Consider the following 21,832-nt stretch of genomic DNA (forward strand, 5'->3'; position numbering starts at 1 on the left):
TAAAGAGTATGCGCTGGATACTATGTGCTGCATTTATGTGTATTGGTGTTATACCTGCAATTGCAATTGGTATCGGAGCATATAAGACATCTGTTAATTCATATATAAAGCAAAGAGAAGTTGAACTTACAACGTATGCAAGTGTACTTTCAAAGGAATTAAGTAATAGTGCATATTTTGATAATATATCATCACAGACGATTAATTCAGAGATAAAACTTGCTTCAGATATGTATAATGGAAGAATTATCGTAGTTAATAAAGAATATAAGATTGTAAAAGATACTTATTATGCCAGTGAGAATAAATATATTGTTACTGAAGAGATAATAAAGAGTCTTACAGGAAAAAGAAGCAGTATATATGATTCTGCAAATAATTTTTTTGAGATTATAGAACCGATTGAAGTATATGCAAAAGACAGTACAAAAGAGACAAGCTATAATGGGGCAGTACTTATGAGCTTTAAGATAACTGATATTGTTGATTATGAGAAAGAACAGGCAAGGAAGATACAGCTTTTAATAGTTCTTGAATGTGTTCTTTTGTTTCCGCTTGCACTTATATTATCTCAGAAGATGGTTTGTCCACTTAGAAAAGTTGCAGATTCAATCGAGCAGATATCTGATGGATATACAGAAGAGACGGTTGAAGAATCCGGATATGCAGAGACTATACTTATTGCAGAAGCGTTCAATAAGATGGTATCTAAGACCAAACAGCTTGATCTTTCAAGGCAGGAATTTGTATCTAATGTATCACATGAGCTTAAGACACCTATTACATCGATAAAAGTTCTTGCAGATTCACTTACAATGCAGGAAAATGTACCAGTTGAACTATACAAAGAGTTCCTTACTGATATAGCAGAAGAGATTGACAGAGAGAATAAGATTATAAATGATCTTTTATCACTTGTTAAGATGGACAGAACAGCGGCAGAACTTAATATATCACAGGTTAATATTAATGAACTGCTTGAACTTATTCTTAAGCGATTAAGACCGATTGCAGCCAAGAGAAATATAGAGCTTGTGTTTGAAAGCTTCAGACCGGTTATAGCTGAGATTGATGAAGTAAAACTTACTCTTGCATTCTCTAATCTTGTTGAGAATGCTATAAAATATAATATAGAAAGTGGATGGGTAAGAGTATCGCTTAATGCAGATCATAAGTTTTTTTATGTTAAAGTGTCTGATTCAGGAATAGGAATACCAGATGATGTTCAGGATAGAGTATTTGAGAGATTCTATCGTGTAGATAAAGCGAGATCAAGAGAGACAGGTGGAACAGGACTTGGCCTTTCGATTACCAAGAATGCGATACTTATGCATAAAGGTGTTATTAAATTGTACAGTAAGGAAAATGAAGGTACAACATTTACAGTTCGTATTCCATTAACGTATATATCATAAGCAGAGGAAGTGTATATAATGAAAAAAAATCTTAAAACTATTTTATTATGCATGTTTGCACTTATGCTTATGGCATCAGGATGTAAGAAAAAAGATGCAAATAATAATGAAGAAAGTAACAAATATAATATTTATTATATCAATCGAACAGGAACGTCACTTAAGACGAAAAAGTATACAGCTAAGTCAACGGATACAAGTGCACTTGCCGATGAGATTATTGAACAGATGAATACAGAACCTTCATCAGCAGATCTTAGTTCAGCAAAACCTGAAAATGTAGTGATTGATAAGATTGAGATAAGTAATAATACTATTGATTTTTATTATAGTAATGAATATTCTCAGATGAAGCAGAGTGAAGAGATACTCTATAGAGCAGCTGTTGTTAAGACAATAACACAGATACCTGATATTAACTATGTAAGATTCTATGTTGGTGATCAGCCACTTCTTGACAAGGCAGGTAAGAATATAGGAGTTATGATGGCATCAGACTATATCGAGAATATTGATGATGCTATAAGTTCAGTATCAACAACTAAGTTACGCCTGTATTTTGCCAATGATGCCGGCGATAAGTTAAAACCGCTTGATGTTGATGTCTACTATAGCAGTAATCTGTCACTTGAGAGAGTTGTAGTTGAACAGCTTATAAAAGGTAGTGGAGTTGAAGGATACAATAGAACGCTTCCGGAGTCTATGAGACTTTTGAGCATATCAGTAAAAGATGGTGTATGTTATGTTAATCTTGATGGTACATTTCTTACACAGTTAGTTAATGTATCTGATAACATACCAATATATTCAATAGTTAATTCACTGACAGAGTTAAAAGATATTAATTCTGTTGAGATATCGGTAAATGGAAGTAATAAGAGTCTTTTTAGAGATATTATACCATTGTCGAATACATTTAATAAGAATGAGGACATAATTGAATATCCTCAGGAAGAGACACAGGAGGGAACAAGCAATTAAACGGCCATTAGTATTATATATGGTGTTTGGGATACTTGGAGAGGTTATCGCACTATATGGCAATATATGGTTGTTAATTATAGTTCTTGGATTAATTGCAATAGGAATAAGATATAGAAGATTGTATGATATGAGATACTATCTTATTGTGCTATTTATAATGTCAGGTTATATAGTGATGATGCTATATAACCTGAATATAAGAGAAGATAAGATGATGCAGTATTATATAGAGAATGAAGTGAGTGTTGATGTAAGTGGAACTGTATCATCAATAACAGTAAAAGATGACAAAGCACAAATTATACTTAAAGATGTAACTGTAAAATCTGAAAATGATATGGATAGACAAGATGATAATCTGTCAGGTGATCATTCTAAAGCAGAAACAGATAAAAAAGTACAGAATAACGGATGTAATATTAAGAAAGCTATGGTATATATAAAGGGCGATATATCATCTATCAGATATGGCAATAAGATCTTAGTAAGAGGTACAGTATCAAGATTTAAGGAAGATACTAACCTGGGTGGATTTAATCTTATGCGATATTACAGAAGCCAGAATATTATATATCCGGTATATGCAGATGAATATAATATAATTGACAAGTCTTATTATTATATTAGTAATATAGCATACAAAACAGCTGCATTACTCAAAAAATCTATATACAGAGCATGTGATGTAAAAGATGCTTCTGTATTCTCAGCCATGATTCTTGGTGATAAGAAAAATCTTGATGAAGAAATATATGAACTTTATAAGAAAAATGGAATTGCACATATACTTGCAATATCAGGGCTTCACATATCGCTTGTAGGAATGTCTTTTTATAGATTATTAAGACATATAGGACTTAATTATGCGATATCAGCGACAGTTGGAAGTAGTTTTATAATATTCTATGGGCTTATGACGGGGATGGGAATATCGTCACAGAGAGCAATTATTATGTTTGTGATATGCGTTATAGCTGACGTGATAGGAAGAACATACGATATACTATCAGCAATGTCATTATCAGCACTTATAATGCTTGCATATTCACCATATCTTATAGAAAATGCAGGTTTTTGGCTGTCATATCTTGCGATTGTGGGCATAACAGTTGTTAATCCTGTGTTGCTTGATGAATATAAAAAAACTATTGCTAAGAGAGATAAAGAGAGTTATAAAAACATAGAAAAAGATAAGGCAATACAGAATTCATTTATAAAGTCAATGATAGAATCAATGATAAAATCAATGATATGCAGTATATCAATTACACTTATAACAATGCCGGTTATTATGTATATGAGTTATGAGATACCATTGTATTCTATCTTTCTTAATCTTTTAATAATACCACTTGCACCAGTGATTATATTCTCAGGAGCAGCAGTAGCAATAAGTGGACTTTTGTCGGTTAAGGTTGCTACATTTTGCAGTGGAATCGGAATATTTGTTCTTAAAGTATATGAGATTAGCTGTAAATTGTTATCTATGATACCATATAGTACTATAATAACCGGAAAGCCTATGATGATTAATATTATGATATACTATGCTATATTTATAGTTGCATTGATCCTCATAAAGACAAGCCATAAAGAGTATGGAGCAGTTGGTATGATTATAGCAATTATATGTCTTACATTCAGTTATCATTCATCACTTGAAGTTACAATGCTTGATGTCGGGCAGGGCGATGGAATTGTTATAAGAGATTACAGAGGAAGTATATATATGATAGATGGAGGTTCAACCACAGAGAAACAGTTAGCCAAATATACATTAGTACCTTTTTACAAAGCGTATGGAATAAGTAATATAGATTATGTTATAATTACTCATATGGATGCAGATCATTATTCGGGAATAAAGGAGATACTTGAAGAAGATAGCTTTAAGATTAATAATCTTATTATGGGCGATGTTGCTAATAAGAGTGATGCATATAATGAACTTGTTGAACTTGCAACTAAAAGGGGCGTAAAAGTATCTTATATATCAGATGGAATGATGATTAAGAATGGTAAATTCTCACTTGAATGTCTATCGCCGGAGAGTGGAATATATAAGGATAATACCAATGAAGTATCAGTTGCATTAGAACTTAATTACAATGATGTTAAGATGTTGTTTACAGGTGATATAGTTGATAGTGGAGAAGAATATATGAAAAGGCGAATTATGCAAAAATATGCTAATGAAGCAGCAGAATATGATATACTTAAAGTAGCACATCATGGTTCGAAATATTCAACAACAGAAGAATTTCTTGAAGGCATAGATATTGATAATGCACTTATATCATGTGGTGAGGGCAACAGATATGGTCATCCACATGATGAGACATTAGAGAGACTTATTAGTGCAGGTGCTAATATATATAATACCAAAGATGGTGGTGCTATTATGGTAAAACTCGGAATGACAGGTGAGATAAAGATTAAAGAGTATGTCAGATAAAAATCAGTGGATATGTCAGTTGATGTATAGTATTGATATTTTGGATAAAAACAAAAAACTTGTGTGTAGTTTATTTTTTTGTATTAATTATACAACTGCTTAATTGACATTGCATTAATATTACGATAGAGAGAGTGGAGAGAAAAAGATGGCTAAGACAAGAGATTTGACAAAGGGAAATATTACAGCAGGATTGTGGGCTTTTGCACTTCCGCTTATGTTTGGAAATGTATTACAGCAGATGTATAATCTTATAGATACATGGGTAGTTGGCAAGTATATAGGTGACAATGCACTTGCAGCAGTTGGCTCATCTTATACACTTATGACATTTCTTACGTCAATAATAATAGGACTGTGTCTTGGAAGCAGTTCATTTATATCAATGGCATATGGTAAAAAAGATAATCATACTATAAAAAATGGAATAAGTATGTCATTCATATCAATAGGAATACTTACTGTGCTTATCATATTAATATTTTATTTAGAGATTGATAGTATAATTAAGTTACTAAAAGTGCCAAAAGAGACAGTGGCACAGATGAAAGAATATCTTGTATATGTATTTATTGGATTTGTGGCAACATTCATATATAATTATGTATCCAATATAATGCGAGGATTAGGTAATTCACTTATACCACTTATATTCCTTGGAATATCAGTTATACTTAATATATTTCTTGATCTCTATTTTGTCTTGGTACTTGAACTTGGGATAAAAGGTGCGGCGATAGCAACAGTAATAGCACAGTATATCTCTGCGGCAGGGATATTCATATATTTTCTAAAAGGATATAAAGAATATATACCAGACAGAGAATCGTTAAGATGGAATAGTAATAATATGAAAGATATAATGGCATTGTCCGGTTTTACATGTCTTCAACAGTCAGTAATGAACTTTGGAATACTTATGGTTCAGGGAATTGTTAATAGCTTTGGACAGACTATAATGGCAGCTTTTGCAGTTGCAGTTAAGATAGATACTATAGCATATATGCCAGTTCAGGATTTTGGTAATGCTTTCTCAGTATTTGTAGCACAAAACTATGGAGCTTCAAAAACAGAGAGAATCAGAGAGGGAATAAAGAAGTCACTTATAAGTGTTACACTCTTTTGTCTGATTATAAGCACAGTAGTATTTGCATCAGCAAGGATACTTATGAGTATATTTGTAAGTGCGAATAGCATAGCAGTTATAGAAGCAGGAACAGAATATCTTAGAATAGAAGGAGCTTTTTATATAGGGATAGGTATTCTATTTATGCTATATGGATATTACAGAGCAGTTAATAAACCTGTGATGTCAGTGGTGCTTACAGTGATATCATTAGGAAGCAGAGTGCTTCTTGCATATATATTATCTAAGATACCTGCAATTGGCGTAATTGGAATATGGATAGCTATTCCGATAGGATGGTTCCTTGCAGATATAACAGGTGCAGTCTATTATATATTAAAATGCAGGAAAATGTAGAAAGAATAGCACTATCACTATTCTATTGCATATAACGAAGAACTAGAGATAAGAAATAATGTTTTGTAAAAAGTATAAGAGATAGTGTTTTACAAAAAGTATAAAAGGTAAAAGTATAAAAGTATAAAAAATAATATTTTGCAAAAAGTAGTTGCTATTTTCTAATTTGTAGAGTATAATCCTATCTTTGACAGTTGTATGAAAAGAAAATCGCTGTAATCCCAGCAAATATAAGGGATACAGCGATTTTTTGCGTCGTTTCGTTCTTTAGTAATTTATTCTTTACCTTTACTTTTTTTCTGAATGGTTTTCAATTGACTTTTTGTGATAAACTGGTAGTCTGTGTGGAAACCACAGGCATCATGTAAACCATCTGTAAGCTTGGAACGTTTATATAAGGGGATAAATCCCTGCTCCTGAATTTCGGCAAAGTTCATAGATTTTAAGGTGTCCAGAATCTCTTCACAGGTATATTTGTAATCAAGTTTTTTCTCTAAAATCCGGTAGGACAGTAATGCAAGAAAACAGATAAGAAAATGTGCTTTGATCCTGTTTTCGTCCTGAAGATAAACTGGTCTTGCAGAAAAATCTGTTTTTAGAATGCGGAAGCATTCTTCAATCTGCCATCTTCCTTCGCTTACTTTTAAGATATCACTTACATCATCATCTAATAAATCTGTGCAGACAGCGTACAGACCATCGTACAGAGCTTCATTTTCTACCTTATCTTCATCCAGGTAATGGTGTATGTTTGCTGCCTCACCATCAGCGGTAACAGCTTTGGTTCCGATAAATCTGGCTGGATCATTCGGATTTTTCCTTTGTTTTTTTGTATTCCCGGACTGAATCATTCTTTCGGCACGTTCTACCTGGGAATCCCGTATGGATTTCTGATAACGTGCGTATTTAGGTGAATAAGTAATAATGAGTCGCTGATGGAGTGTTTTTGGTGTGTAGGGCTCCTCTTTGTAATATAAATCTGTGTCATCACCTGAAAGCTCTGTGATATCTGTCAGCTTGTTATCGGTTACCCTGCGGAAGCCACTCTTATCTAATGCCCATGTTTTATCTTCAGCCGGAAGTTTTTTGATGGACTGGGTTACAATAAACGCTCTTTCACCCATGTGATTGTAATTGCGGATGCTTTCTGAACCTAAGCCCGCATCACTGCAGTAAATAAATTTCTGACATCCAAAGTCCTGAATAACCTGCTGTTCTAATGGCTTTAAAGATTTCTGCTCATTCGTATTGCCTGGAAAAAGTGAAAAAGCAAGAGGAATGCCGTCACCATCCATAAACATGCCCATCTGTATAATCGGATTAGGTCTGTGTTCTTTGCTTTTCCCATACTTTTTGTCACCATCTTCCTGCTCAATCTCGAAGTAGTAGTTAGTGCAGTCATAATAAAGAATCTTATCATTGCGAGAGCCTATGAAATGGCTGTTTTTATAAACTTCTGACTGGATGAAATCACACTCTGTCCCAAGGACATCCAATGCACGATAGACATCGTGGAGCTTATATGTTGGGTGTTCCAAAAATTCAGCAGCTGTTTTAAAAGATGAGCGTTTGCTTGCCGGTTCCAGAACTCTGGCGTAAATAAGGTCAGAGAGAATCGCATTGATATCATACTTGAATTTATATTTATCTCTTAGTTTTCGGCAGATTTTGTTCATTTGCAATCCGTAATAAATGACTTGAAGAAAGAGATAACCGCCTCGATAGAAGCATTGTTTATCATAATCTAATTGTCTGTCGGCATGAAAGGTAATCTGTACAGATTTTGCTTTTTGTTCTTTCTTATATTTTACTGTTTCGATTCTGGCTTCTTCCTTTGCCCAAAGCATGACATCGTCCCTTGTAGGACCATGTTCTTTTAATAATTCATTTAAAGTGCCGAGTTTACGAACAACAACCGAAGAACTTTTTCCTACGCTGTTTTTGAAACTTTTGGTGATATAAAAGGATTCTGAATTTTTTGATTTAGTCGTAGTTATTCTCATAATTTCTCCGTTTTTCTTTTAGTATATCATACTTTTGAAGTAATTACCACTAATTACTACTAAATAAAGCAAAAAATTTGACACAAAAAAAGCAGGTTTTATGCGACCTGCAGGTACTTTTTTCATTATTCAACTGTCAAACTCCCGTATAAAAGGTAAAAGTATAAAAGTATAAAAAATAATATTTTGCAAAAAGTAGTTGCTATTTTCTAATTTGTAGAGTATAATAAGTGAGTATGTCAAATTAATACTTTTTTGTCCAAAGGCTATACATTTGGTTATTTCTGAGATAAATAACACGATGTATAGTCTTTTTTTGCAAAAAAGCTCTGAGAGCTCTTATTGTGAAATTCTTGTAAGCAATAATATTGAAAATAAAAGATATGGAGTGAAAAAAATGGAACAAACTTTTATGAAAGAAAAGAAGATACTGCCACTGGTATTATCAATGTCATTACCGATGGTTCTGTCAATGCTTGTTAATTCTTTGTTCAATATCGTTGACAGTTTTTTCGTGGCAAAGTTAAGTGAAGATGCAATAACAGCATTGTCACTTGTATATCCGGTACAGATAACAATAACAGCAATATCTGTAGGATTCGGAGTTGGAATTAATGCACTTATAGCATACTATCTTGGAGCGAAAGAACAGGAAAAAGCAGATAAAGCAACAAGTATAGGAATGGGATTAAGTCTTATACATGGAATACTTATAATGCTTATATGTAATCTTATATTTCCAAGATATATAAGTATGTTTACAACTAATGAGTCAGTAATAACTTTGGGAATCAGATATGCAAGAATAGCATTTCTATTTTCAGCAGTAATAACAGTTGAGATTGCAATTGAAAAAGTATTTCAGTCTGTAGGAAGAATGAAAGAGACAATGATATGTATGCTTACAGGATTTATAGCTAATATTATCCTTGATCCAATTCTTATATTTGGAGTAGGACCATTTGCAAAGATGGGAATTGCCGGAGCTGCATGGGCAACTGGTATTGGACAGGTGCTTACACTTATAAGTTATATAGTATTCTATATAGTAAAACCATTACCAGTGAGAATAAAAGTTAGATCTATAGAATGGAATAGTGAGATATGGGGGAAACTATATTCAGTAGGTATACCGGCGACACTTAATCTTGCACTTTCATCAGTATTACTATCAGTAATTAATGGAATTCTTGCAATATATGGCGATGCGTATGTACTTGTATTTGGTGCATATTATAAACTTCAGTCATTCATATATCTTCCATCAGGCGGAATAATACAAGGAATAAGACCTCTTGTTGGATATAATTATGGAGCAGGTGAGAAAGAGAGAGTTAGAAAGATATCACAGACAGCACTTGTGATGGCGGCATTAATAATGCTTGTTGGAACTATATTATGTTTTGTAATTCCAAAACCTCTTATGTCAATATTTTCTAAGAATCCACAGACTATATTAATAGGAAGTAGTGCATTAAGGATAATTAGTTTTGGATTTATTATATCAGCTGTATCAGTAACTATCTGTGGTGTACTTGAGGGTCTTGGAAAAGGGATGCCGTCACTTTGGATATCTCTTGTAAGATATATAATTGTTATAATACCTCTTGCATTTATATTAAGCAGAATTATGAATTCAGAGATAGGGGTATGGATTGCATTCCCGGTAACTGAACTTATTGCAGCTGTTATATCTGTTATAGTATATAAGAGACAAGCTGGCGTTAAGTAATACAAAATACATTGCAAAGAAAGGAAAGTACAGATATAATTAATAAAGATTAGAAAAAATAAACGGGGTGAAAACAGTGAAATTACTGGAAAAAGATATAAAAGAAAAGAACTTTAAAAATGTTTATCTCCTCTATGGTGAAGAAAATTATCTGAAGCGTTCATATAAGAACAGATTAAAAAAAGCTATTCTTAATGATGAGAATGATACAATGAATTATTCTTACTTTGAAGGTAAAGATATAGATGAGATAAAGATAGTAGACACTGCCGAGACACTTCCTTTCTTTGCAGATAATAGACTTATAATAGTTGAAAACAGTGGATTCTTTAAAGAATCTAAAGAGAAGATAGCAGATTATGTTAATAATATATGTGAATCTACTATAATAGTGTTTATTGAAAATGAGATAGACAAGAGAAACAGACTGTATAAAGCAGTTAATAAAAATGGACTTGTAGTTGAACTTGGTATTCAAAAAGAAGATGCACTTGAGGTATGGATAGGTAAATATCTTAATTCAGTTGGTAAAAAAATGCTTGTATCTAATGTAAGATATCTGCTTGAAACAGCAGGAAGTAATATGGATAATCTGATGTCTGAACTTGAAAAACTTACTGCATATACACTTGGAAGAGATGAGATCACAAGAGAAGATATAGATGCAGTAGTAGTTGTTGAAGTTACAGGTAAGATATTTCTCATGGTTGAGAGTATTGCAAAGAGAGAGCAGCAGAAAGCACTTGCATTATATGATGATCTTCTTAAGTTAAAAGAACCACCACTTAAGATTCTATTTCTGATAGCAAGACAGTTTAATCAGCTTCTCATTGTAAAAGAAATGACAAGGCTTCACAATGATAAAAGTGAGATAGCAAAAAAAGCTCAGGCGGCACCTTTTGCAGTACCAAAGCTTCAAAGTCAATGTTCACGTTTTACAACAGAGCAACTAAAGATGGCTATTGAAGATTGTATAGAGACAGAAACTCTTATAAAAAGTGGTAAGATGACAGATGTGCTTGGAGTTGAGATGCTTATTATTAAATATAGTTCAAAGTGCTAGTATATGATTAAAAAATCCCTAATTGCTTATAAAATAGCGATTAGGGATTTTTTGGGTAATTAGGAAATTTTTAAAACAATTAAGAAGCTTAAAACAATTGGGGAGCTTTTAAAACAATTAAGAAGTTTAAAACAATTGGGGAGTTTTTAAAACAAATTAAGAAACTTTTAATTAGGCAACATAAAACAGGCTGAACATATATAATATGTTCAGCCTGTTCAAATATTCGTTGGGTTTAACGAAAATAATATTTGATAATTAAGCTATATTGTTAACTGCTTTTGTTAAACGAGATACTTTTCTAGCAGCTGTATTCTTGTGGTAAATACCTTTAGAAGTTGCTTTGTTGATCTCTGAAATTGCATTGATTAATGCGCTTTCTGCTGTAGCTTTATCCTTTGCTTCAACAGCTGTATCTACTTTCTTCACAGCAGTTTTAACTCTTGATTTGATTGCTTTATTTCTAGCAGCTTTAGTTTCGTTAACTAAAATTCTCTTCTTAGCTGATTTAATGTTAGCCAATCCGTACACCTCCAAATAAAAATAATATAATGGTTAATTGATTAAATTTACATTAGAATCGGACACGGACGTTCTGATGTAAACATACTACATTATTCTATACTAATGCCTCAAATATGTCAACACTTTTCCAAATTTTTTCAATAAAAACTAGTAGCCTGGGATTGTTGTGCTAAACAGATGATATAAGTGTATAGATAATTGAATTATGGAGATAATGTATAAGGATGATGTATAAATATGATGCATAAGAAAGTATATAACCGATTATGTTATGTCTTAAGAAATGACATAACAAGAAGACGGTAGTTGATAAGAATTTTTGAATAAATGATAAGAGGTAAAGATGTTTAATGTAGAATGTGAAGATTTTATAAGGTTAAGAACAGATCTTATACTTGAATCAAGTGAGATAGCAGAACCTGAAGAAGAGTATATGAGTGGGATTAAGATAGAAGAAAAGAACCTAAAAGAGAAAGATATTAAGATAACAGATGTACAGATAATTAGTGATACAGCAGCAAAAAGACTTGGTAAACAAAAAGGAAGATATATAACAATCGAGGCGGCATCGCTTATAGATAGTAATGAAGAGAGTTATCATATAAATGTATCAGAGGAGTTAAAAAAAGCAATTATCAGTATGCTTTCGATGTACAATAATATAAGACATATTCTTGTAGCAGGTCTTGGTAACCATGATGCTATGCCAGATGCACTTGGACCGGTAACTGTGTCCAATCTTAGAATTACAAGAAATATAGATGAAGATGCAGAATATATAATAAGTGCGATTGTTCCTAATGTAATGGCAAAGACAGGTATGGAATCTGCAGAAGTGCTGCAAGGGATTGTTGCAATGACACATCCGGATCTTGTAATTGTTATTGATGCACTTGCAGCTAGGCGTATGGAACGCCTTGGAAGAACAATTCAGATAACTGATACAGGGATTGCACCCGGTTCCGGAGTTATGAACAGAAGAAAGAAAGTTAATAAAGAGGTTCTTGGAGTGCCGGTGATTGCAATTGGAGTTCCGACTGTGATAGATGCAGGAACGATAGTATATGATGCAATAAGTAAGATAAGCAGTGATGAAGATGCAAAAGAATTGAAGAAATATATAGATGATTATAGCGAGAATATGTATGTCACACCTAAAGATATAGATGATTATATAAAAAGAGTAAGTTATACACTATCTGAGGCGATTAATGGTATGTCCGGAATAAAAAAATAATATCTGAATAGTATTAACTACGGAGGTATTGTGTATGTCTGGAAAGAAAAAAATTGGCAAAATGTTTGTTATTGCCTTGCTCTTGTGCCCTTCGGTAAATAGATTTCTTGATGTAGCACTTATTCTATATGAAACTAATTGTGAGTTAGTCGGGGCAAATAACAATACTGATAGTGAAATAGCAGGTACGGAATTGGTATATGATTATGTTGAAAAAGGCAAAAACAGTGATAAGAAGTGGCAAAGCGATCCATTTTATGCGATGTTAACAGAAGCTGATAATGAAAAAGAGCAAAATGAAGATAACAACAGAGAGATAAGCAAAGATAATGGCAAAGATAGTACTAGTAAAGATAATGATAGTGGAGTTGACAATACTAAAGATAAAGGATGTATATCAAAAAATAGTGAGAATGAAAGTACAGAAGAAACTGATAATGATGTATATGATGAATCAGAAGAGACTTTGGCTATTGGGACAAAAACATTTACAGATGAACAGTTAAAAGACTATAATTACCTGTATAATACTTTTTATACAGTAGACAGTACAACGATGCTTTCTGACGAATTACTCAATGGAGAAAAATTTCTTGCAAAAGATTTGACAATAGATAAGAATCCAAAAGTACCACAGATTCTTATTTTACATACACATTCACAAGAGTTCTTTGCTGATTCAGATGTTAATGATATTACCACAGGGATAGTCGGAGTTGGGGATTATCTTACAGAACTGCTCACTAAAAAAGGATATAATGTCATCCATGACAGAAGTATATATGATTATGTAGATGGTATTCTTGACAGAAATAATGCATATACGCTTGCAAGTGAAGGCGCAAAGAAGATAATTGAAGATAATCCGACAATTGAGATAGTAATAGATCTGCACAGAGATGGCATTGGCGATGAGTCTAAGCATATAACTACGGATGTTGCCGGTCAGACAGTAGCACCAGTTATGTTTTTTAATGGAATAAGTTATACCAATAAATTGGGAAATATAGAATATCTGTATAATCCATACATAGAAGACAATCTGGCAACAAGTTTTCAGTTGAAAATAAAAGCAGAAGAATATTATCCTAACGTGTTTAGAAAGATATATATAAAAGGATACAGATATGTGTTGCATTTAAAACCACGTTCAATGCTTATAGAAGCGGGATTTCAGACAAATACAAAACAGGAAGTCTGTAATTCTATGGATATACTTGCCGATATCTTTGATATGGTTTTTGCAAAATGAATACAGATTTTATGACTTGTTTTGGAAAAAGATAATTATGGCTTGTCAATATGAGCCTGCTGTAATAAAATTAATAAAGTAAATATGGAGGATAAGATTATGGACAGACAGAAGAAGACAAAGAAGCAGTTTAATAAAAAATATCTTGGATTAAAGATAATAGCGATATTGGTTTTGATTGTACTGTTAGGAGTTGTAGCCTTTAATATTTATGTTTCTGATTATTATAAGACAACAATGGATGGTCAGGAATATTTTGTAAGCGATACAGGAGCAGATGTGTTTACAAAAGGTAATAAGATTTACTTTGTTCCAAAGAGACCAAGTGATACCGGAATTATATTTTATCCGGGAGCGAAGATAGAAGCTTCAGCATATGCTCCATTAATGAAGATGCTTGCAGAAAGAGGAATATATTGCATAATATGTGATATGCCATATCATCTTGCATTTTTTGATAAAGATGCAGCAGATGATATTATAGGACAGGAAGAATTTACTAATATTAATCATTGGTATCTTGCAGGACACTCGCTAGGTGGAGCAATGGCAGCGACTTATATTAGTGATAATGCAGCAAAATATGATGGAATAATACTATTAGCATCATATTCAACAGCAAATCTTAAAAATAGAGGGCTTAAAGTACTTAGTGTATATGGTGATAAGGATGGAATTCTTAATATGGATAAGCTTGAGAAGAATTCTGATAATCTTCCGGAGGATGCAATTACAAAAGTAATAGAAAATGGTAATCATTCAGGTTTTGGATGCTATGGAGTACAAAAAGATGACAGCAAAGATGCATTAAGCAGCATTGATCAGATTAAGGAGACTGTTCAGATAATTGTAGATTTTATAGTAGATAATCAGAAGTGATTACATAAGTAAGACAATTGCTTATAAGAATAATAATTGCTTATAAGAATATTAAAAGATGATATCTAGTTGTTTTTGACAAAATCAGACTAATTATTATGAGAATGATTAGATTAATCGTATATGAAAGCTAAGGGAAGGAGAGACTGTTTAGAATATATATAATATATTTTGGGCAGCAGTAACATATGTTAAAAATAGAAAGAGATAGTGTAATGAATTTTGAAAATGCAATGCGAGGTGCAAGAAATCCACTCAATAGCTGGGCTAGAATGGATAGCTATGTTGATGAGGATGGTAACTTTGTATTTGGCGATAATGATATAGATCTTGCAAAAAGACTTAGAAAAGCAGGAAGTGATCATAGAAAGTTTATGAGACAGATTCTTGTATCATGCGATATAACAGCACCAATGTACTGGTGGAAAGAATATGATACTTATAAGGTTGCAACAGTAGCTAATTCAACAAGCACAATGCATAAGATTCATTCAAAACCTTTTGATATAGAAGATTTCAGTCATGATCATCTTACAGAAGAATCATTAAGAGCTATGAATAATATGATTGAATATCTTGAAAGCATAAGACTTAAATATGTTGAGACAAAAGATAAGAAGTATTGGTATGATCTTATTCAGCTTCTGCCATCAAGTTATAATCAGATGAGAACATGTACATTTAACTATGAGACACTTGTTAATATATATTTTTCAAGAAGAAATCATAAGCTTGATGAGTGGCATACATTCTGTGAATGGATAGAGACACTTCCTTATGCAAAAGAGATAATTATCGCAGAATAGAGAACGAGACTTTGTTAAAAAAAGAATTTTAGTATTAAGAAATGATAAAGAAGAATATTTATGGATATCAGATGCCGATAATATAATAAGAATACTAAGAGTCAGTAACTGAACATTATAGAAGTTACTGATTTATTTGTAGTAAGTTTTGTAGTAATACAGTTGAGTAGTAGCACTTAAGCTATGTTTGCAGAACAATATATCTGATAATGATATAGGGGGAAACATAATGATAAAGATAAGACGAAAAAAGTTTATTAATAGATATGTAAGAATAGTTATTTTTATATTTTTTTTGATAATCCTTTATACAATATATATATCTGTGATTAATGATGGTATAAGAGATAATATAGATATAGGTACAGATGTTAATGTTGAACATAATGGAGAGATATATGAGCATGTTAATATTAATTCATTCAAATTTGGCACAGTGAGTATAGGTGATAAAGTTACTTTAGATATTCCGATGCCGCAAAGTGATATAGTTGGTGCTATGGTTGAATTTAAAGTATATCATTGTGTTATTCATGCATATATGGATGATGAACTTATATATAGTTTTGGTGATCAATATATTCAGAATGGAAAGATGACAGGAAGTGGAACTCATTTTATAAGTCTTCCACAGAATTATCAGGGCAAACATCTTATAATTAAGCTCTATGTTACAGAGCAGAATGCGTTTACGACAATACCTAATATTAATTTCCAGAGTCAGCTTGGGATTATAGAGAATTTTATACAAAGATCTTTTTTACAGATTGTAACATCAATATTTATGCTTGGGATTGGTATTATGCTAATCGGAGTTATAGTAATCTTTGGAGATTTATCAAGAGAATATAGAACAATGGGATGGATGGCATGCATAGCGATATCTTCAGCACTATGGGTTATGGCAACGACAGGTATTATACAGTTGTTTGTCACTAATTATAGAGTTATAGGATATATAGAGTTTTTGTCATTAGATTTTTTGTTACTATTTTTCCTTATATTCATATATGAACTTCACTATGAACGAAAAGTCAAGATACCTCTAGGTGGACTTATAATAATGACGATAATATTTATCTTGACAAGTATTATATGTGACATTACGAATATTGCACATTTACCGGAATTTTTAACAGCATATCATACATTGGCAGTAATTGTATTCTTTGTAACTATAACAGTAAGTTTCTTACAATGGAGAAGAAATAAGGATTCATCAGAGGGAATACTCTTAAAAGGTATATTGTTTGTACTAATTGTGTTAATTCTTGAACTTATAAGATTTAATGGCGAAAAGTATCTGAGTGGCTTTTTTAAGGGAATGACAGTTAGTATACTTCCTATAGGAATAGTAGTCTTTATTGTGTCAATGTTTGCAATGTATGTAGTGAGAATGGTTAGAAGTTTTCATGAGAATATAGAGAAACAGACACTTATGCATATTGCGTATACGGATGTGCTTACAGGAGTGCCAAACAGAGCAAGATGTGAGGATATGTTTAGTGAGTATAATGATAATGTAGATGAATATACAATATTTAATTTTGATCTTAATAATTTTAAAAATATAAATGATACATATGGACATGCAACAGGTGATAGTCTTTTAGTTGATTTTGCTACAATAGCTAATAAAACATTTGAAAAATATGGATTTTTTGGAAGAATGGGTGGCGATGAGTTTATAGGACTTATTAACAGTTGCGATGAGCATAAGATAGCTAATCTGATTAGAGGATTACAAGAAGAGATCAGAAAAAATAATGAGAATACTACAAGAGAATATAAAATATCAGTATCATTTGGATATAAGAGTAAAGAAAAGCTAGAAGATATTACTATATGGGATGCCTACAAGATGGCTGATAAGAGTATGTATGAATATAAACAGGCATATAAAAAAGCACAAGGCGAAAATGAAGAGTGTTAAAAAGTATTAAGAAAAATATTAATGTGATACTAAAAAATATAAAAAAGCAGATGCTTAACAACTGACTAGGATTGTTAGCATCTGCTTTTTAATTAGGGCTTAATAGAACAGATTGGTAAAATATTAATTCTATTATTTGTTATTTGTTTTTATTACTTTTTCTTTAATTTGCCTAATGTACAGGCTATAAGTGTTACAAGTGATGATAATGAAACTGCTCCTAAGAAAAGTATATTGTGTGTATCGCCAGTATTAATTTCTTCACTGGCAAGTACTTCCGGTTTCTTTTCTTTTACAATTTCCATACCCAGAACTTCACCTTTTTTAGTAGGATTATTAGTGGTAGTTTCTTTTACTATTTCAGTTCCAAGAATACCAGTTGGCTTTTTAGTAGTAACTTCTTCTGTAGTGGTATTTTCTTCTTCGTAAGGTGTACTTGTTATTTCTGGAACTTTAGTAGTAGTCTCTTCCTCTGTAGTTCTAGTGACTGTCTCAGGTTCAGTATGATGAGGCTTTGTAGTCTCAGGTTCAGTATGATGAGGTTTTGTAGTCTCAGGTTCAGTATGATGAGGCTTTGTAGTCTCAGGTTCGGTATGATGAGGTTTTGTAGTCTCAGGTTCAGTATGATGAGGCTTTGTAGTCTCAGGAACAGTAACCGGAGCAGTAGTAACTTCTTCAGTAGTAGTCTCAGGAACAGTAACTGGAGTAGTAGTAACTTCTTCGGTAGTAGTCTCAGGAACAGTAACCGGAGTAGTAGTAACTTCTTCAGTAGTAGTCTCAGGAACAGTAACCGGAGTAGTAGTAACTTCTTCAGTAGTGGTCTCAGGAACAGTAACTGGAGTAGTAGTAACTTCTTCAGTAGTGGTCTCAGGAACAGTAACCGGAGTAGTAGTAACTTCTTCGGTAGTGGTCTCAGGAACAGTAACCGGAGTAGTAGTAACTTCTTCGGTAGTAGTCTCAGTAGGAAGAGTAGAAGTTTCTTCACTTAAGTTATCAGATAAAAAGTGCCATTCATTACCTGAATTAGTGAAGAATTTACTTACTATATGTCCACGACCACATCCACCAAGTGCGATATTGGCTTCTGGTGCAACGAATATACCACATCCTTCGGAGATTGTGATAATAGTATCGTTGAAGTCACTCAGATTCCATATGATAGTATCTGAGTTAAGTGCATTATCACTTGCTGAATTAGTACCATTTATAAAATATCTATTGATATAGACATTTTCAGTAACAAGATTGGTAACTTCATCGTTAACATAAGTGACTGCACCGTCATTAACAAGTTTTATGATAATTGCCTGATTATCATTTTTGTAAAACTTTAGTCCACCTGGTTGAATACATTTGTATTGACTTAATGGAACATATACTGTACAGATTGAGTCTGCACAATTTCTTACATCGATAACAGCATTATTCATATCTGACAGAGATACAACTGCGCCTTCAGTTGTATCGTCTGCAGTATATTCATTAACTGAATCAGATACTTCGTCAATAGTGGCATCAACATTCATATAATCTGGGTCAAATGCAACATTAACGCCTGATGAATTGGCAAGAAGAATTCTTGAACCATTTTCAAATGTAAGATTTGTTCCGTCAATAGTATAATTAGTACCTACGACAAGGTTATTAGTAGGATAGAGCTGGATAGTACCCGAAGTGAGTTCTTTCATATAGATAGTTCCACCTACATTTGTGAATTTACCTGTGCTGTTGCCGGAATCTGCCTGACCTGCAAATATAACATGATCGGAAGCAAAATTAGATTCCATGTCGGCATTGACACTTAGCTTATTACATATTATTCCATAATACGCAGCATCACCAATGATATTATATATATTGGTTTGCACAGGTGCGGTTGGGTTTTGGGCAAAAGTTACCAAAGATATACTTCCTGTTGTGACAACAATAGATAGTGCAACAGCAATATAAGCTTTGTTTGCCATTTTTACATATTTTTTTAAATTCATTCGAGTCATTTACAATCCTCCAAAACAAAAAAACTCTTATATAAGTATATGTTTTAAAGCTCGTCAGCTTTATAGCAAATAGTATTTTATTATCGGATGAAAAAAAAATCCCCCCCCTTTTTGGGGGGGATCTAAGGGGGGGAAGAGTGTTTTTTAAAAACAGAAAAAGCGCTGTAAGTCGCTTAAAATAAGGGAAAGATGGAATTTGGAAGATTTTTGAATAGAAAAAATAATTGTAAAAAAATAAAAAAATGAAAAATATTATGGAAGCGATTATTGATATATTACAGATTATATCTTAAGAGCAATATAAGAGCAGATAGCTTGCAGAATAAATGAAGAATACTAAAGATAGCTTGAAAAACGAATGAAGAATACAATAGATTAATGAAAAATAATAAGTGCTTCACTCTTGTTTTACAAAAATACTATGACGATATAACGAGCAGTAGATTTAAATTAAAGAATAGTAAAAAACAAAAGGGGGCACTTATTTTTTATGAACAAAGAGTATAAAGAAAAGTCTGAATTAGCAAGCAATAATACAACAGCCATGTCGGCACATATATTAATTGCACTTGTCTATGTAGTAACTTTTATCGGAGAGGCAGTCCTAGGCAACAGGAGCGTTGCATATGCAATATTAGTAATTCTATTGGCACTTATATCACCGGCTATGGAGATTGCTTATTGGAGAAAAGATCCTGAGAATATTATGATAAAACATCTTGTGGCTAGTGGATTTGCAGTATTATATACATTCGTAATGTTCACAACAACTAATGCGATGATATATGTATATGTAATCCCAATGATACTTGCTATAAGCGTATATAATGATTCGAAATATGCGATAAAGATTAATATAGGTGTTATACTTGTCAATCTTATAAGTGTCGTAGGTGGAGAAATAACAGGTAAGCTTGGTTATGTGGACAAAAGCTCAGGCATGATACAGATGACAGTAATTATATTAGCATGTCTTATGTCATATTTTGTTGTAAACAGACTTAATAAGAATTCACAGGCGAGAATAGCTGAGGCGGCAGAAGCCAAGAATGAAGCTGAACGACTTATGAAAGAAGAAAGTGAGATAGCTGATACAATGAGACAGGGAGTTTCATATATGTATTCAAGTACAGAGCAGTTATTAGAATCAGCTGAAAAGACTAAAGAAGCTATGAAAGAACTTACGCATGGTGCAACAGATACAGCTAACGCAGTTCAGACACAGACACTTCAGACAGAAGAGATACAGAAAAAAGTAGCTCTTGTGGATCAGGAAGCAAGTGATATAAGCGATAATATGGCACATACATTAGAGATACTTGAAAAAGGAAGTAAAGAAGTTAGTGTTCTCGTAACAGAAGTTGAAGAATCAGTTCAAAAGGGTGCATATATTACAGAAAAATTAGAGACACTTGATAAATATATAGAAGAGATGAATACAATAGTAGAACTTATAAGTGGAATTGCGTCACAGACAAGCCTGCTTGCACTTAATGCCAGTATTGAAGCGGCAAGAGCCGGAGAAGCAGGAAGAGGATTCTCGGTAGTTGCAACAGAGATATCTAATATGGCATCACAGACAACAGAAGCAACAGTAAGTATAACAACACTTATTGATAATGTGTCAGGAGCTATTAGCGATGTAGTTAATAATACAAGACAGATGATAGATGGAATAAGCACAGAAAAAGTATCGACCAAGAATACAGCAGAAAGCTTTAAACACATAGAGAATAATACATTTGCAATAAGAGATAATGTTGATAAACTTACAGAGCATATTAAAGAGTTAGAGAAGGCTAATAAAGAAATTGTTGATTCAGTATATACAATATCAGCAATATCACAGGAAGTATCAGCACATTCTAATGAGACATTTGAAGCAGAAGAATCTAATGTTGATATATTAGAAAATATTGCAGTAAAGGCGAGAGAACTTATAGATAAGATCGAGTCTAAATAGATTATTTTTAAAAAAATAAAAAATAATATAAAAAAATAATAAAGACAATAAACATAGAATATGATTGTAATCATAATGAATATGTGCATTGTCTTTATTTTATGC

At 32.5% G+C, this 21,832-nt stretch carries 15 protein-coding genes; 12 read left to right on the forward strand and 3 right to left on the reverse strand.

The window, feature by feature from the left end; genetic code table 11:
* Window positions 1–8 precede the first annotated feature (8 nt).
* The 4 genes from KQI85_RS00845 to KQI85_RS00860 all read left to right on the forward strand — a co-directional run bounded on the left by KQI85_RS00845 (window position 9) and on the right by KQI85_RS00860 (window position 6,337).
* On the forward strand, window positions 9–1,415 hold the full coding sequence (locus KQI85_RS00845; protein ID WP_253293694.1) for a cell wall metabolism sensor histidine kinase WalK: 1,407 nt from the start codon (window positions 9–11) through the stop codon (window positions 1,413–1,415).
* Window positions 1,416–1,433: 18 nt separating this feature from the next.
* Window positions 1,434–2,396, forward strand: a complete 963-nt coding sequence (locus KQI85_RS00850) for a GerMN domain-containing protein (RefSeq protein WP_216574144.1) — start codon at window positions 1,434–1,436, stop codon at window positions 2,394–2,396.
* Between the two features lie 19 nt (window positions 2,397–2,415).
* Window positions 2,416–4,854 carry a DNA internalization-related competence protein ComEC/Rec2 gene (locus KQI85_RS00855; protein WP_216574145.1) on the forward strand — a complete coding sequence of 813 codons (2,439 nt, stop codon included), beginning with the start codon at window positions 2,416–2,418 and terminating at the stop codon, window positions 4,852–4,854.
* A 148-nt stretch (window positions 4,855–5,002) separates the two neighbouring features.
* Window positions 5,003–6,337 (forward strand): MATE family efflux transporter, encoded by a 1,335-nt coding sequence (locus tag KQI85_RS00860; protein ID WP_216574146.1) that lies wholly within the window; start codon window positions 5,003–5,005, stop codon window positions 6,335–6,337.
* Between the two features lie 275 nt (window positions 6,338–6,612).
* Here KQI85_RS00860 and KQI85_RS00865 read toward each other — a convergent pair whose 3' ends face one another.
* On the reverse strand, window positions 6,613–8,340 hold the full coding sequence (locus tag KQI85_RS00865; protein ID WP_216574147.1) for an IS1634 family transposase: 1,728 nt from the start codon (window positions 8,338–8,340) through the stop codon (window positions 6,613–6,615).
* Window positions 8,341–8,737: 397 nt separating this feature from the next.
* On the opposite strand from KQI85_RS00865, the gene KQI85_RS00870 reads away from it, so the two are divergent.
* A complete protein-coding gene (locus tag KQI85_RS00870) occupies window positions 8,738–10,072 on the forward strand; it encodes an MATE family efflux transporter (protein ID WP_216574148.1) in 1,335 nt (444 codons plus the stop codon).
* A 76-nt stretch (window positions 10,073–10,148) separates the two neighbouring features.
* A complete protein-coding gene (gene holA, locus KQI85_RS00875) occupies window positions 10,149–11,135 on the forward strand; it encodes a DNA polymerase III subunit delta (RefSeq protein ID WP_216574149.1) in 987 nt (328 codons plus the stop codon).
* Window positions 11,136–11,393: 258 nt separating this feature from the next.
* Here holA and rpsT read toward each other — a convergent pair whose 3' ends face one another.
* Window positions 11,394–11,657 (reverse strand): 30S ribosomal protein S20, encoded by a 264-nt coding sequence (rpsT, locus tag KQI85_RS00880; RefSeq protein ID WP_216574150.1) that lies wholly within the window; start codon window positions 11,655–11,657, stop codon window positions 11,394–11,396.
* 346 nt (window positions 11,658–12,003) lie between these two features.
* Here rpsT and gpr point away from each other — a divergent pair, with 346 nt between their 5' ends.
* The 5 genes from gpr to KQI85_RS00905 all read left to right on the forward strand — a co-directional run bounded on the left by gpr (window position 12,004) and on the right by KQI85_RS00905 (window position 17,767).
* A complete protein-coding gene (gpr, locus tag KQI85_RS00885) occupies window positions 12,004–12,897 on the forward strand; it encodes a GPR endopeptidase (protein WP_216574151.1) in 894 nt (297 codons plus the stop codon).
* 34 nt (window positions 12,898–12,931) lie between these two features.
* On the forward strand, window positions 12,932–14,149 hold the full coding sequence (locus KQI85_RS00890; protein WP_216574152.1) for a stage II sporulation protein P: 1,218 nt from the start codon (window positions 12,932–12,934) through the stop codon (window positions 14,147–14,149).
* Between the two features lie 99 nt (window positions 14,150–14,248).
* A complete protein-coding gene (locus KQI85_RS00895) occupies window positions 14,249–15,028 on the forward strand; it encodes an alpha/beta hydrolase (RefSeq protein WP_216574153.1) in 780 nt (259 codons plus the stop codon).
* A gap of 188 nt (window positions 15,029–15,216) precedes the next feature.
* The gene (locus KQI85_RS00900) at window positions 15,217–15,834 is read left to right on the forward strand and encodes a hypothetical protein (RefSeq protein ID WP_216574154.1); all 618 of its coding nucleotides are present in this window, start codon (window positions 15,217–15,219) and stop codon (window positions 15,832–15,834) included.
* Between the two features lie 229 nt (window positions 15,835–16,063).
* A complete protein-coding gene (locus KQI85_RS00905; RefSeq protein ID WP_216574155.1) occupies window positions 16,064–17,767 on the forward strand; it encodes a GGDEF domain-containing protein in 1,704 nt (567 codons plus the stop codon).
* 152 nt (window positions 17,768–17,919) lie between these two features.
* On the opposite strand, the gene KQI85_RS00910 is transcribed toward KQI85_RS00905, so the two are convergent.
* A complete protein-coding gene (locus tag KQI85_RS00910; RefSeq protein ID WP_216574156.1) occupies window positions 17,920–19,764 on the reverse strand; it encodes a hypothetical protein in 1,845 nt (614 codons plus the stop codon).
* Window positions 19,765–20,254: 490 nt separating this feature from the next.
* On the opposite strand from KQI85_RS00910, the gene KQI85_RS00915 reads away from it, so the two are divergent.
* On the forward strand, window positions 20,255–21,727 hold the full coding sequence (locus KQI85_RS00915) for a methyl-accepting chemotaxis protein (RefSeq protein WP_216574157.1): 1,473 nt from the start codon (window positions 20,255–20,257) through the stop codon (window positions 21,725–21,727).
* Window positions 21,728–21,832 lie beyond the last annotated feature (105 nt).

Origin of the sequence: Falcatimonas sp. MSJ-15 (assembly GCF_018918265.1) — a bacterium.
In the GTDB taxonomy this organism is placed as follows: Bacteria; Bacillota; Clostridia; order Lachnospirales; family Lachnospiraceae; genus Falcatimonas.

Excerpts from the sequence above, each read along its gene's own strand:
- KQI85_RS00845 (WP_253293694.1), top strand. The coding sequence starts at position 9 with ATGCGCTGGATACTATGTGCTGCATTTATGTGTATTGGTGTTATACCT.
- KQI85_RS00850 (WP_216574144.1), top strand. The coding sequence starts at position 1,434 with ATGAAAAAAAATCTTAAAACTATTTTATTATGCATGTTTGCACTTATG.
- KQI85_RS00855 (WP_216574145.1), top strand. The coding sequence starts at position 2,416 with ATGGTGTTTGGGATACTTGGAGAGGTTATCGCACTATATGGCAATATA.
- KQI85_RS00860 (WP_216574146.1), top strand. The coding sequence starts at position 5,003 with ATGGCTAAGACAAGAGATTTGACAAAGGGAAATATTACAGCAGGATTG.
- KQI85_RS00865 (WP_216574147.1), bottom strand. The coding sequence starts at position 8,340 with ATGAGAATAACTACGACTAAATCAAAAAATTCAGAATCCTTTTATATC.
- KQI85_RS00870 (WP_216574148.1), top strand. The coding sequence starts at position 8,738 with ATGGAACAAACTTTTATGAAAGAAAAGAAGATACTGCCACTGGTATTA.
- gpr (WP_216574151.1), top strand. The coding sequence starts at position 12,004 with ATGTTTAATGTAGAATGTGAAGATTTTATAAGGTTAAGAACAGATCTT.
- KQI85_RS00890 (WP_216574152.1), top strand. The coding sequence starts at position 12,932 with ATGTCTGGAAAGAAAAAAATTGGCAAAATGTTTGTTATTGCCTTGCTC.
- KQI85_RS00895 (WP_216574153.1), top strand. The coding sequence starts at position 14,249 with ATGGACAGACAGAAGAAGACAAAGAAGCAGTTTAATAAAAAATATCTT.
- KQI85_RS00900 (WP_216574154.1), top strand. The coding sequence starts at position 15,217 with ATGTTAAAAATAGAAAGAGATAGTGTAATGAATTTTGAAAATGCAATG.
- KQI85_RS00905 (WP_216574155.1), top strand. The coding sequence starts at position 16,064 with ATGATAAAGATAAGACGAAAAAAGTTTATTAATAGATATGTAAGAATA.
- KQI85_RS00910 (WP_216574156.1), bottom strand. The coding sequence starts at position 19,764 with ATGACTCGAATGAATTTAAAAAAATATGTAAAAATGGCAAACAAAGCT.
- KQI85_RS00915 (WP_216574157.1), top strand. The coding sequence starts at position 20,255 with ATGAACAAAGAGTATAAAGAAAAGTCTGAATTAGCAAGCAATAATACA.